Source organism: Cribrihabitans pelagius, from assembly GCF_048820915.1.
Lineage (GTDB): Bacteria > Pseudomonadota > Alphaproteobacteria > Rhodobacterales > Rhodobacteraceae > Cribrihabitans_A > Cribrihabitans_A pelagius.
Genome location: NZ_JBMERR010000001.1, coordinates 260,332 through 272,976, shown reverse-complemented (window position 1 = coordinate 272,976; position 12,645 = coordinate 260,332). Strand labels below are relative to the sequence as shown.

Genomic DNA, 12,645 nt, shown 5'->3' with positions numbered 1-12,645 from the left:
TTAGCGCAAGGAACAGGCCCGGGGCAAGATTTGATCAAATACCTGCGGCCATCCGCCCGCAGCCGCCCGGCCCCGGCTCCGCTGCGCCGCGGCAAAAAAGCAGCTAGCCAAGCGGCGGCTTGGCGACTATACCCCGTATGAGACCAATGTTAGCGGTAACTTTTCCCGGTTGGGAAACACAATTCGGAGGGAATTGCATTGCAACGAGCCAGCCTGCACAATGAGCGCGCCGTGCCACCCACAGGAACAGCGTTGTAAGATCAATGGTCTCCCGCGTCATCCCCGTCCAGCCCTTCGACCTTGTCCTGTTCGGCGCCACCGGCGATCTCGCCCGGCGCAAGATCCTCCCCGCCCTCTTCCACCGCTTCCAGATCGGCCAGTTCGACAGCAACTGCCGCATCATCGGCAGCTCCCGCTCCGAGTTGGACGCACAGGAATTCCGCGACCTCGCGATCGGCGCGATCCGCGAATTCGGCCAGCTCGACAAAGTCTCCGCCGCCGAGATGGACGCCTTTGCCGCGCTGCTGGACTACGTGCCGGTCGATGCCCGCGGTGATGGCGGCTGGGACAACCTGCGCGGCAAACTGCGCGAGGACGCCGTGCGCGCCTTCTACCTTTCGGTGGCCCCCGGCCTGTTCACGGATATTGCGAGCCGTCTGAGCGGCACCGGCATCGCCACGCCCGACAGCCGCATCGTGCTGGAAAAGCCCTTCGGCCACGACCTTGCCTCCGCGCAGGAGCTGAACGCGGCGCTCAGGGCGCATTTCGAGGAACGGCAGATCTACCGGATCGACCATTACCTCGGCAAGGAAACCGTGCAGAACCTGATGGCGCTGCGCTTTGCCAACTCGCTGTTCGAGCCCTTGTGGAACTCCTCCCACATCGACCACGTGCAGATCACCGTCGCCGAAAGCATCGGCGTTGAGGGGCGCGGGGAATATTACGACAAGTCCGGCGCCATGCGGGACATGGTGCAGAACCACCTGATGCAGCTCCTCTGCCTCACCGCGATGGAGCCGCCCGCCCAGTTCACCCCCAATGCCGTGCGCGGCGAGAAGGTGAAGGTGATCGAGGCACTGCGCCCGGTGCCGCCCTCCAGCATCGCCCGCGGCCAGTACCGCGGCCGCAACGGCGGCAAGAAGGGCGACGGCTACCGCGACCACGCGGACAACCCCGCCAGCCGCACAGAAAGCTACATCGCGCTGAAGGTGGAGGTGGCGAACTGGCGGTGGGCCGGCACCCCCTTCTACCTGCGCACCGGCAAGCGCCTGCGCGAGCGGGTGAGCGAGATCGCGGTCTATTTCCGCGACCCGCCGCACAACATCTTCGAAGGTTCGGGCCAGGTGCATGGCAACGTGCTGGTGATCCGGCTGCAGCCCGACGAGGGCATCACGCTCAAGACCACGATCAAAGACCCCGGCCCCGGCGGCATGCGCCTCACCGGCGCCAACCTGGACATGACCTTCGCGGACGAGCTGCCGGAATCGGGCCGCCCGCAGGACGCCTACGAGCGCCTGATCATGGACGTGATCCGCGGTAACCAGACGCTGTTCATGCGCGGCGACGAGGTCGAGGCCGCCTGGGCCTGGGCCGACCCGATCATCGCCGTCTGGGAGGACGCGGGCGACACCCCGCAGCCCTATGACTCGGGCAGCGCGGGACCCGACGATTCGCTCCTGCTGATTCACCGCGACGGGCGGCGATGGCGCGGCATCGGCGCCTGAGTCCGCGTCTGAAACGGACATGACAGTACCCAGAAGCACCCCCGTTTGCTACAAAGGCACCCCATGACTTTGCACTCCACCCTCGCCGCCGTCACTGACCGCATCATCGCCCGCAGCGAGACCGCCCGCGCCGCCTATCTCGAGCGGATGCGCGCCGCCCGCGGCAAGGGGCCCGCGCGGGCGCATCTGTCCTGCTCCGGCCAGGCCCACGCCTATGCCGCTACCGGCCCCGACCAGCAGGAGCTCGCGCAGGGCAGCGCGGGCCACCTCGGCATCGTGACCGCCTACAACGACATGCTTTCCGCCCATCAGCCGTTCGAGACCTACCCGGCCCTGATCCGCGACGCCGTGCGCGAAGCCGGCGGCACCGCGCAGGTGGCGGGCGGGGTGCCCGCGATGTGCGACGGCGTCACCCAGGGCGAAGCGGGCATGGAGCTCAGCCTGTTCTCCCGCGATACCATCGCCCTGGCCACCGGCGTCGCGATGAGCCACAACGTCTTCGACGCCGCCGTCTATCTCGGCGTCTGCGACAAGATCGTGCCCGGCCTGGTGATCGGCGCGCAGGCATTCGGCCATATCCCGGCGGTGTTCCTGCCGGCGGGTCCGATGACCAGCGGCCTGTCGAACGACGAGAAGGCCCACATCCGCCAGAAATTTGCCGCGGGCGAGATCGGCCGCGACGAGCTGCTCAGGGCCGAGATGGCCGCCTACCACGGCCCCGGCACCTGCACCTTCTACGGCACCGCCAACACCAACCAGATGCTGATGGAGTTCATGGGGCTGCACCTGCCCGGCTCCTCCTTCGTCAATCCCGGCACGCCCCTGCGCGAGGCGCTCACGGTCGAGGGCGCCAAACGGGCGCTCACGCTCAGCGCGCTCGGCAACCACTACACCCCGGTCTGCGACGTGCTGGACGAAAAGGCCTATGCCAATGGCATCGTCGGGCTGATGGCCACCGGCGGCTCCACGAACCTGCTGATCCACCTGATCGCCATGGCGCGGGCGGGCGGCATCCTGCTCGACTGGCAGGACTTTGCAGAGCTCTCCGACGCGGTGCCGCTGCTGGCGCGGGTCTACCCCAACGGGCTCGCCGACGTGAACCACTTCCACGCGGCGGGCGGGCTGGGCTACTTGATCGGCGAGCTGCTGAAGGCGGGCCTGCTGCACCCCGACACCACCACCGTTGCGGGCGAAGGGCTGGAGAATTACGTGATGGAGCCCTTCCTCACCGGCGAGGGCCTCACCTTCCGCCCCGGCACGGACAAGTCGCTGAACGAGGCGATCCTGCGCCCGGCAACGGAGCCGTTCCAGCAGTCCGGCGGCCTCAAGCGGCTGACCGGCAACCTCGGCACCGCGGTGATGAAGGTCTCCGCCGTCGCCGAGGAGCACCAGGTGGTCGAGGCCCCGGCCCGCGTGTTCCACGATCAGAACGAGGCCAAGGCCGCCTTCAAGGCGGGCGAGCTGACCGGCGACGTGGTGCTGGTGGTGCGCTTCCAGGGCCCCAAGGCCAACGGCATGCCCGAACTGCACAGCCTCACGCCGTTCCTTGGCATCCTGCAGGGCCGCGGCCAGAAGGTGGCGCTTGTCACCGACGGGCGCATGTCCGGGGCCTCCGGCAAGGTGCCCTCTGCCATCCACGTGGTGCCCGAGGCGCTGGACGGCGGCCCGATCGCCCGCATCCGCGACGGCGATATTGTCCGGGTGGATGCCAAGGCCGGCACGCTCGAAGTGCTGAGCGAGGGCGCGCTGGAGCGCGACGTCGCCGAGGCCGACCTCACCAGCTATCAGCACGGCACCGGCCGCGAGCTGTTTTCCCTGTTCCGCCGGTCGGTAGCCTCCGCCGACGAAGGCGCCAGCGTATTTGGAGTATGACACGATGCCGATAACCCCCAAGGATGCCAGCGCGCGCGCGCGTGAAATCTGCCGGATGGCGCCGGTGATGCCGGTGCTGGTGGTCGAAGACGCCGCCCACGCAAAACCGCTGGCCGAAGCACTTGTCGCAGGCGGGCTGCCCGCGCTGGAAGTGACCCTGCGCACGCCCGCAGCGCTCGACGCGATCCGCGAGATGGCCGCGGTTGAAGGCGGCGTCGTCGGCGCCGGCACGCTGGTCACGCCCAAGGATGCCGAGGAGGCCAAGGCGGCGGGCGCGCAGTTCGGCGTCTCCCCCGGAGCCACCGACGAGCTCTTGATCGCCTGCGAGGCGATCGGCCTGCCGCTGCTGCCCGGTGCTGCCACCGCATCCGAAGCGATGCGTCTGCTGGCGCGCGGCTACGACATGCAGAAGTTCTTCCCGGCCGAGGCCGCGGGCGGCGCACCGGCGCTGAAATCGCTGGGCGGCCCGCTGCCGCAGATCACCTTCTGCCCCACCGGCGGCGTCAGCCCCGCCAATGCGGGCAGCTACCTGAGCCTCGCCAATGTGGTCTGCGCCGGCGGCAGCTGGATCGCCCCCGCCGATCTGGTCAAGGCCGGCGACTGGGCCGCAATCGAGGCCCTCGCGCGCGAGGCCAGCCAGCTCTCCCGCGGCTGAGCCCCGGCGGAGAATAATTTACCAGCGCGGAACAAGGCCGTAAGGCCGCCGCGCATCGCCGGCGCGCCCCCACGCGGCGGCGATTTGGCTTCGGCTGGGCGCTCCTTCGGTAGGGTCTACGGACTCGGCAGACATAAACTGCCAGTCACGCCCGTCCGGATCGCCCCCGCGCGCGCCGCCGACGCGCGGCTTGCAGTGCCCCTGCCCTTTCGCCAAATCGGGGGAGACCATTGCGTTTCCCTCCCGCGGCCCCCATCTGCGCGGGATACGTAAAGTACCGAAGCAGCATCAAGGAGCCGCAGCATGGCCGCAGCCACCACTCCCGAACCCCTCCGCACCGATATCGTCTCGGACGTGGTCTGCCCCTGGTGCGCCGTGGGCTACAACCAGCTGGCCGAAGCCGCGCGCCAGACCGGCGTCGCGCTGGACATCCACTGGCAGCCCTTCGAACTTAACCCCGAGATGGTGCCCGAGGGCGAAGACCTGCGCGAGCACCTCGCCGCGAAATACGGCAGCACCGCCGAGCAGTCAGCGCAGATCCGGGCGCAGCTCACATCCTTGGGAGAGGACCTCGGCTTCACCTTCCGCTTCCACGACGGCATGCGGATCTACAACACTTTCCACGCCCACCAGCTGATCGGCTGGGCCGAAGCGCAGGGCAAGGGGCACGAGGCCAAGCAAGCCCTGCTCAAGGCCTATTTCACCGACGGCAAGGATGTCTCTGACCTCGATGTGCTGGAGGAAACCGCCGCCGCCATCGGGCTGGACGGCACCGAGGCGCGGCAAGCGCTGGAGCGGGGTGACGAGGCCGGGACCGTGCGCCAGCGCGAAGCCTTCTGGGTCAATCAGGGCATCACCGGCGTGCCCGCCATCGTGTTCCAGGGCCGCCATCTGGTAACCGGCGCGCAAGGGGTTGAAACCTATGCCGCGATCCTGAAGCAGCTCACCGAACAGAGCCCCGCCGAAGCCTGAACTCGCTCAAGTCTCAGAGGTTTCCTCCCGCGGCGGCGCCTTCAGCTCGCGCCGCCGCATGCGTTCGCGTTTCACGATTGCGACGGTGCGGCGGGTGATGAACACCGCGTCGATCCAGGCGACAAGCTTGCTTTCCCGCGCGCTCAGCTCCGGCCCGTGCCGCTGGGCCGAGACCAGTGCTGCCTGCAAGCGGCTGATGTAGCTCCAGAAGGATTCCGGGTGGTCGGCATATTGCGAGCCCTCCTCGCGGGCGAGGAAACTGGTGTGGGCATCCTCAACGATATACACGCCGCCGGGCGGCAGCAGCGGAAACAGCGTCTCGAACCCGGTGATCTGATGCGACCAGAAGTGGGAGGCATCATCCAGGATCACCGACGGCTGGTACTGCCGGAACACACGTTTCAGGAAGCGCGGCTTGGAGGCATCGCCGATCTCCACATGGATGCGGTCTTCCTCAAACTCCTTGGAGACGCTGCGGATATCCAGACCCACGATCCGCGCCTGCGGGAAAAACGCCTTCCAGGTGCGCAGTGAAGGCGCCCGGCGGCTGGGCAGGCCGACGCCCAGCTCCATCAGGGTGAAGGCGCGCGTCCGGTAGGGGGTCAGCAGATGCTCGTAGAATCGCATGTAATCATGCCGTTTCGAGCTCTTGTCGGTCTCCGCCGCTATCGCCAGCGCGTCCAGCTCGCCCCGCGGCAACAGCGGAACGATCTCCGCCGGATGCTCCGCGGCTGCGCCCTCTTCCAGAACCGCAGCAGTTTTTTTGTCGCTCGTGGTCATTCGCCCCGCCCCCTGCTTTTGCCGCCAGAATGGCGGAGCCGGGGCGGGGCGTAAACAGCTATCAGAGCCGCCTCAGCCTGCGGGCAGGCATTCGGTGAGGGCGGCTTCCAGCTTGCCCACCACCTCGCCGATCTGGTCTTCGGTGATGATGAAGGGCGGTGCCAGCAGAATGTGGTCGCCGTTCCGCCCGTCGCGGGTGCCCGGCATCGGGTAGCAGATCAGCCCGGCCTGGAACGCGGCCTTCTTGATCCGGCCCGCAAGCCCCAGTTTCGGATCAAACGGCTGTTTCGTGGCGCGGTCCGCCACCAGCTCCAATCCGCGGAACAGGCCCCGGCCGCGGATGTCCCCGACGTTTGGGTGCTGCCCGAAGCGTTCCTCCAGCGCCGCTTGCAGCTTTTCCCCCATTTCGGCGCTGCGCTGGACCAGCCCGCGCTCCACCAGCGCCCGCACTACCGCCAGCCCGGCCGCAGTGGCAACCGGGTGGCCGATGTAGGTGTGGCCATGCTGGAAGAAGCCCGACCCCTGTTCGATCGCCTCGTAGATCGCCTTGGTGCACAGCATCGCGCCAATCGGCTGGTAGCCCGCGCCCAACCCCTTGGCGATGCACAGGATATCCGGCGCCACGCCATCGGCCTCGCAGGCAAAGAGATGTCCGGTGCGCCCCATGCCGCACATCACCTCGTCGAGGATCAAGAGCACGCCATACTCGTCGCAGATCTCGCGGATGCGCTTGAAATACCCTTCGACCGCCGGCACCGCGCCCGCGGTTGCGCCCACCACCGGTTCCGCCATGAAGGCCATCACGGTGTCCTTGCCGAGCCGCAGGATCTCCGCCTCCAGCTCATTCGCGACGCGCTGGCCGTAGTCAAAACTGCTCTCGCCCTCGGCGCGGTCGACGTATTCGTAGCAGGGCGCGATGTGGGAGACGCCGATCAGCAGCGGGTCGAACTGCTGCCGCCGCCAGGCATTGCCGCCCGCCGCCAGCGCGCCCAGGGTGTTGCCATGGTAGCTCTGCCGCCGCGCGATCAGGTGGCGGCGCTCCGGCGCGCCGCGCTCCAGGTGGTACTGGCGCGCCAGTTTGATCGCCGCCTCGGTCGCCTCGGAGCCGCCAGAGACGAAATAGACCCGGTCCAGATCGCCCGGCGCGTGTTCGATCAGCAGATCCGCCAGCGCCTCGGCCGGCTGCGAGGTCAGGAAGCCGGTGTGCGCGAAGGCCAGCTTGCCCGCCTGCTCCTGCACCGCCGCGATCACCTCGGCGTCGGAATGGCCAAGGCAGGACACCGCCGCGCCGCCAGAGCCGTCGAAGTAGCGCTTGCCGTCTGCGTCGATCAGGTAGCAGCCCTCGCCGGCCACCGCGGTGGGCAGGCTGGCCTTGGTGTGGCGGGGAAAGACGTGGCTCATGACTGGCCCTCCTTGAGCGTATGGCCCGCTTGGCGCGCGGCCTTCACAAATGCAGCGACCGAGGCGGCATTGCCGTCCAGCAGCCTGCCTTCCGGTGTTTCGATGTTATTCTCAAATCCGATTCGCACATCCCCCCCGGCGGCCACCGCGGCTAGCAGGCAGGCGTGCTCCTGACGGCCAAAGGCGCAGGCGGTCCAGTTGAGGTGCAGATCGGCGGCGGCGGTGAGGAACACGTTCAGGTCCCCTGGCCGCGCCTCTACCGGCGGGCTGTAGGTGCCCAGCACAAAGATCGCGTCGCGCATGTCCGCGGGCACGGTGCCGTCGCGGTACCAGGCCCGCAACTGCGCGATGCACTTGGGCCCGTAAAGGATATGCTGCACCCGCGTGCCCGCCTCGGCACAAAGGTCATAGACCTTCGGCGCAAGCCCCGCATCGCGCGCGATCTCGCGCACCGCGATGGAGGCCGCCGCCGGGCGCATCGCGCCCAGGCAGGCAAACTGCGCCTCCACATCGTAGAGGCCCGCACTTTCGGTGGTGATCTGCACCGCCATGGCCGGCGCGCGATCCTGCACCGCCGCCATCGCCTCGCGGTAGCGCGCGGGGTCCAGCGAATGCCGCCCCGCGCCGTCGCGCACGTGCAGGTGCAACGCCCGCGCGCCTGCCGCGTAGCAGGCCGCCGCAACCTCCGCCGTCTCCGCCGCCGTTACCGGCAGCGCCGCGTGGTCATGACGCCCGCGCCGGGCGCCGTTCGGAGCCACCATCATTGAATAGTCCGCCATGGTTTGCGCCGCCTCCTCGTGCCGGTCATGGGCGACTCGCGCCGCTCTCTGGCGCTACCCTGACGTGCGGCACATGCGCTCTCAACCCGGACATTTCGGAACACCTGTTTTTTTATGACGCGGCGTCATGGCGCTCTCCCGCCTTTGCCGCGCGGGCTCCAGCAAGCTGGACTTAAAATAGAAACCTGCTGGACCTAACCTATTTCGCGAAACTGGCGTTTCTGGTGCAGGATAGACCCGCTGCCATCAGGCCGGGGGCCACCGATTCACTTCTAACGCCGAAAGGACATGTCATGGACGGCACGTTCAACGAAAACGATCTCTCCCGCGTCGTCGAGGCCGACAAGGCCCACCTGTGGCATCACCTGCTCCAGCACAAGGGGCTGGAGACGTCCGACCCGCGCATCATCATCGAAGGCAAGGGCATGCGGGTCTGGGACCAGAACGGCAAGGAGTTCCTGGATGCGGTCTCCGGCGGGGTCTGGACCGTCAACGTCGGCTACGGCCGCGAGTCGATCTGCAAGGCGGTCTATGACCAGCTGATGAAGGTCTGCTACTTCGCCCAGTCCGCAGGTTCGATCCCCGGCTCGATGTTCGCCGAGAAGCTGATCTCCAAGATGCCGGGCATGAGCCGCGTCTACTACACCAACTCCGGGTCCGAAGCGAACGAGAAGGTGTTCAAGATGGTCCGCCAGATCGCGCACAAGCGCTATGGCGGCAAGAAGACCAAGATCCTCTACCGCGACCGCGACTACCACGGCTCCACCCTCGCCGCGATGTCGGCGGGCGGCCAGGACGAGCGCAACATGCAATACGGCCCCTTTGCGCCGGACTTCGTGCGCGTGCCGCATTGCATGGAGTACCGCAAGCATGAGCTGGGACTCCAGGACCTGGAAGGCGAAGCCTTCGGCCAGACCGCCGCGGACGCCATCGAGGAGGTGATCCTGCGCGAAGGCCCCGACACCGTCGGCGCGCTCTGCCTCGAGCCGGTCACCGCCGGCGGCGGCGTGATCGAGCCGCCCGCGGGCTACTGGGAGCGGGTGCAGGAGATCTGCAAGAAGTACGACATCCTCCTGCACATCGACGAGGTGGTCTGCGGCGTCGGGCGCACCGGCACCTGGTTCGGCTACCAGCAGTACGGCGTGAAGCCGGACTTCGTGACCATGGCCAAGGGCGTCGCCTCGGGCTACGCGGCGATTGCCTGCGTGACCACGACCGAGGAAGTCTTCAACATGTTCAAGGACGACGCCTCGGACCCGCTGAACTACTTCCGCGACATCTCCACCTTCGGCGGCTGCACCGCAGGCCCCGCCGCGGCGCTGGAGAACATGCGCATCATCGAGGACGAGAACCTCCTGGACAACTGCACCGCCATGGGCGAGCGGATGAAGGGCAACCTGCAGGCGCTGATGGAGAAGCACCGGGTGATCGGCGACGTGCGCGGCAAAGGGTTGTTCCTTGGCGCCGAGCTGGTCGCCGACCGCAAGACCAAAGAGCCGGTGGACGAGAAGCTGGTGCAGCAGGTGGTCGCGGACTGCGGCGCGCAAGGGGTGATCATCGGCGCCTCCAACCGCTCGATCCCGGGCCGCAACAACACGCTGTGCTTCAGCCCAGCGCTGATCGCCACGGCCGGCGATATTGACGAAATTACCGGCGCGGTGGACACTGCGCTCACCAAGATCTTCGGCTGAGCCCCGGCTGCACCCATTTGGCCCAGCCCGGCCGCCCCTCCGGCGGCCCCCAGAATTTCCGGTCCAGCACCCCCCGGTGCTGGGCCTTTTCGCCAACTGGGGAGTAATTTTTTATGTGGATTGAACCTGTCACGCTGAACGGGCGGCACGTGTCGCTGGTGCAGCTTACCCACGAGCATCTGAACGACCTCTGCGAGGCCACCGCCGACGGCGCGCTGCACCGGCTGTGGTACACGCTGATCCCGGCGCCGGACCAGATGGCCGACGAGATCGACCGCCGCCTCGCGCTTCAGGCCAGCGGCAGCATGCTGCCCTTTGCGGTGCTGGACCGGCAGGGCAAGGCGGTGGGCATGACCACCTACATGAACATCGACGCGCCCAACCGGCGGCTGGAGATCGGCTCCACCTGGTACCGCGCCTCGGTGCAGCGCAGCGCGCTCAACAGCGAGTGCAAACTCTTGCTGCTGCGCCATGCCTTCGAGGCGCGCGAGGCTATCGCGGTGGAGCTGCGCACCCACGTGATGAACCACAAGAGCCGCCAGGCGATCGAGCGGCTGGGCGCCAAGCTGGACGGCATCCTGCGCTCGCACATGATCATGCCGAACGGCACCCTGCGCGACACCGCGGTCTATTCGATCACTGCCGCCGAATGGCTCACGGTGCGCGCCAACCTGCGCTGGCAATTGGACACGCCGCGCGACTGAGATTGTTCGAGTTTGAATAACCGGGGGAGGTCCATCCGGTTTGCCGGCAAGCGTCCGCTCTCGGCAAGTCCGCCCCCGCGCCCTTTCCGGCGCAACTGCGGCCGCCGTCATCGGTGCGGCCGTGCACGCATTCCTCGGCGTCACAGGTCCTAGCCAGGCGCGGGAAAGCTGCGCTACGATCCCTGAAAAACCAACAGGGACCGAACTACATGAATAATCGTTTGCGCAAAATCACCATCGTGGGCGGAGGCACGGCCGGCTGGATGACCGCGCTGATCCTGGATACGCTGTTCTCGCGCACCTCGTCGCCCAAAGACCGGCCGCATCTCTGCCTGATCGAGAGCCCCAATATTGCCACCGTGGGGGTCGGAGAGGCCACGGTGCCGCGCATGCCGGGAACGCTCCGTCAGGCGGGCATTTCAGAGCGCGCCTTTTTCCGCGAGACCAACGCGTCGTTCAAGCTGGGCGTGAAGTTCTGCAATTGGAACACCGATGCCAAGGGCAATCGCATCGACTATGTGAACCCCTTTGCCCACGGCCAGGTGCTGGACGGATTGGAGGCCGCCGAATATTTCCTGCGCTTCGGCAACGGGGATCGGGATTTCACGCAGTCCATCTCGCCGCACGATGATCTCGGCCGCCTGTGCAAAGGCGCGCGGCCCCTGGGTCAGCCCGAATTCGAGCAGCGGTTCGGCTATGCGTATCATCTGGACGCTGTGAAATTTGCGGGCATGCTCACCAAGGTCTGCACCAAGCGCGGCGTGGAGCATATCCAGGATGAGGTGAAATCGGTCGAGCTGGATGAACAGGGCAACGTCAGCCACCTGATGCTGGAGCAAAAGGGGCGCCATGACATCGAGATGGTCATTGACTGCACCGGGTTCCGCGGGCTGATCATCAACAAGGCGCTTGGCGAGCCGTTCATGGACTACTCGGACTATCTGCCCAACGACCGCGCCATGGCGTTGCAGATCGAGCATCCGGATCCGGAGAAGATCGAAAGCCTCACACGGTCTACGGCACTTGGCGCAGGCTGGACATGGCGGGTTCCGCTCTACAACCGGGTGGGCACGGGGTACGTGTTCTCCTCCGCGCACCGGACGGATGACCAGGCTGCGGATGAATACCTCGCATGGCTCGGCGACAGCGGCAAGGGCGCGACGCCGCGCGTGATCCCCATGCGGATCGGGCGTGTGCGCAATGCCTGGGTCAAGAACTGCGTGGCGATCGGCCTGGCCGGCGGGTTTATCGAGCCGTTGGAGAGTACCGCGATCCATATGGTCGATCACGCGGTGCGCTGGTTCGCGGAGCACTTGCCCACGCGCGACATCGCGCCATCTCTGCGGACAAGATACAACCGGCAAATGAACAAGCTCTATGACGAGGTTCTGGAGTTCATCTGCCTGCACTACCGCTTGGGCAACCGCACCGATGATCCGTACTGGATCGACGCGCGCACACAAATGAAGATTCCTGACCGGCTGGCCGAGAACCTGGAGGTGTGGCAGCACCGCCTGCCGATGGAGCACGATATCGAGTTCGCCACGCTCTTTGACTTCCGTGTGTATCAGACTGTTCTCCTGGGCAAGCGTGTCTATGACACGGGGTATGGTACGGGCATCCGGGATCGCCTGCGCCCGCTGAAGAAACCAATTTGGTTCCAGTGGTGGAAGGGCGCGAAAGTGGACCTTGCGCAGACACTGAAAACGATGCCGGATCACAAAACGCTGCTGCGCGACATCCGGGGAGAGCTGGAGAAACCGGTCTTTGGCATGGCGGCGGCGATGAAACCGACAGTGCCGTTGCCGGGCACGGCACCGGGCCCCGTGACGATCCAGAACATGCCAAGCCACGCCGAAATCCAAAGCGGCGCGAAGGATTTGCAACTGTTCTAGAACGTCTTTGCGCTTCGCAGGGAGGTTAGTCTTGCGACGCGGATGAGCGGCAGGACGCAGGATATCTGCTTTCAGGGCAGCCGTCAGGGAGCCTATCTGGTCCTCGCGGCGCTCTGATGTGCGGCTTCTCGTTGCGCGGCTGCGTCTGGAGATTTTCAGCAGCGAAACGCCC

At 66.7% G+C, this 12,645-nt stretch carries 10 protein-coding genes; 7 read left to right on the top strand and 3 right to left on the bottom strand.

Annotation, left to right across the window (positions count from 1 at the left end; genetic code table 11):
- Positions 1-263: 263 nt before the first annotated feature.
- The 4 genes from zwf (at position 264) to ACOHX0_RS01225 (ending at position 5,223) form a co-directional block, all read left to right on the top strand.
- Positions 264-1,724, top strand: coding sequence for a glucose-6-phosphate dehydrogenase (gene zwf / locus ACOHX0_RS01240; RefSeq protein WP_420674801.1), 1,461 nt, complete (start codon positions 264-266; stop codon positions 1,722-1,724).
- A gap of 63 nt (positions 1,725-1,787) precedes the next feature.
- Complete coding sequence (edd, locus tag ACOHX0_RS01235; protein ID WP_420674800.1) at positions 1,788-3,596, top strand: phosphogluconate dehydratase; 1,809 nt, start codon at positions 1,788-1,790, stop codon at positions 3,594-3,596.
- A 4-nt stretch (positions 3,597-3,600) separates the two neighbouring features.
- Positions 3,601-4,251, top strand: coding sequence for a bifunctional 4-hydroxy-2-oxoglutarate aldolase/2-dehydro-3-deoxy-phosphogluconate aldolase (gene eda, locus ACOHX0_RS01230; protein WP_420674799.1), 651 nt, complete (start codon positions 3,601-3,603; stop codon positions 4,249-4,251).
- A gap of 303 nt (positions 4,252-4,554) precedes the next feature.
- A complete protein-coding gene (locus ACOHX0_RS01225) occupies positions 4,555-5,223 on the top strand; it encodes a DsbA family oxidoreductase (protein WP_420674798.1) in 669 nt (222 codons plus the stop codon).
- Positions 5,224-5,229: 6 nt separating this feature from the next.
- On the opposite strand, the gene ACOHX0_RS01220 is transcribed toward ACOHX0_RS01225, so the two are convergent.
- From ACOHX0_RS01220 to ACOHX0_RS01210, 3 genes are all read right to left on the bottom strand, one after another.
- The gene (locus ACOHX0_RS01220) at positions 5,230-6,003 is read right to left on the bottom strand and encodes a hypothetical protein (protein ID WP_420674797.1); all 774 of its coding nucleotides are present in this window, start codon (positions 6,001-6,003) and stop codon (positions 5,230-5,232) included.
- A 72-nt stretch (positions 6,004-6,075) separates the two neighbouring features.
- Positions 6,076-7,404 (bottom strand): aspartate aminotransferase family protein, encoded by a 1,329-nt coding sequence (locus tag ACOHX0_RS01215; protein ID WP_420674796.1) that lies wholly within the window; start codon positions 7,402-7,404, stop codon positions 6,076-6,078.
- A complete protein-coding gene (locus ACOHX0_RS01210) occupies positions 7,401-8,183 on the bottom strand; it encodes a 3-keto-5-aminohexanoate cleavage protein (RefSeq protein ID WP_420674795.1) in 783 nt (260 codons plus the stop codon). The genes ACOHX0_RS01215 and ACOHX0_RS01210 overlap by 4 nt, the downstream gene beginning before the upstream one ends.
- Before the next feature lie 293 nt (positions 8,184-8,476).
- Here ACOHX0_RS01210 and ACOHX0_RS01205 point away from each other — a divergent pair, with 293 nt between their 5' ends.
- The 3 genes from ACOHX0_RS01205 to ACOHX0_RS01195 all read left to right on the top strand — a co-directional run bounded on the left by ACOHX0_RS01205 (position 8,477) and on the right by ACOHX0_RS01195 (position 12,473).
- Positions 8,477-9,874 (top strand): aminotransferase family protein, encoded by a 1,398-nt coding sequence (locus ACOHX0_RS01205; RefSeq protein ID WP_420674794.1) that lies wholly within the window; start codon positions 8,477-8,479, stop codon positions 9,872-9,874.
- A gap of 113 nt (positions 9,875-9,987) precedes the next feature.
- Positions 9,988-10,578, top strand: coding sequence for a GNAT family N-acetyltransferase (locus ACOHX0_RS01200; protein ID WP_420674793.1), 591 nt, complete (start codon positions 9,988-9,990; stop codon positions 10,576-10,578).
- Between the two features lie 209 nt (positions 10,579-10,787).
- Positions 10,788-12,473 (top strand): tryptophan halogenase family protein, encoded by a 1,686-nt coding sequence (locus tag ACOHX0_RS01195; protein WP_420674792.1) that lies wholly within the window; start codon positions 10,788-10,790, stop codon positions 12,471-12,473.
- Positions 12,474-12,645 lie beyond the last annotated feature (172 nt).

Coding starts and splice junctions, on each gene's coding strand:
- ACOHX0_RS01215 (WP_420674796.1), bottom strand. CDS start 7,404: ATGAGCCACGTCTTTCCCCGCCACACCAAGGCCAGCCTGCCCACCGCG.
- zwf (WP_420674801.1), top strand. CDS start 264: ATGGTCTCCCGCGTCATCCCCGTCCAGCCCTTCGACCTTGTCCTGTTC.
- ACOHX0_RS01225 (WP_420674798.1), top strand. CDS start 4,555: ATGGCCGCAGCCACCACTCCCGAACCCCTCCGCACCGATATCGTCTCG.
- edd (WP_420674800.1), top strand. CDS start 1,788: ATGACTTTGCACTCCACCCTCGCCGCCGTCACTGACCGCATCATCGCC.
- ACOHX0_RS01205 (WP_420674794.1), top strand. CDS start 8,477: ATGGACGGCACGTTCAACGAAAACGATCTCTCCCGCGTCGTCGAGGCC.
- ACOHX0_RS01210 (WP_420674795.1), bottom strand. CDS start 8,183: ATGGCGGACTATTCAATGATGGTGGCTCCGAACGGCGCCCGGCGCGGG.
- ACOHX0_RS01195 (WP_420674792.1), top strand. CDS start 10,788: ATGAATAATCGTTTGCGCAAAATCACCATCGTGGGCGGAGGCACGGCC.
- ACOHX0_RS01200 (WP_420674793.1), top strand. CDS start 9,988: ATGTGGATTGAACCTGTCACGCTGAACGGGCGGCACGTGTCGCTGGTG.
- ACOHX0_RS01220 (WP_420674797.1), bottom strand. CDS start 6,003: ATGACCACGAGCGACAAAAAAACTGCTGCGGTTCTGGAAGAGGGCGCA.
- eda (WP_420674799.1), top strand. CDS start 3,601: ATGCCGATAACCCCCAAGGATGCCAGCGCGCGCGCGCGTGAAATCTGC.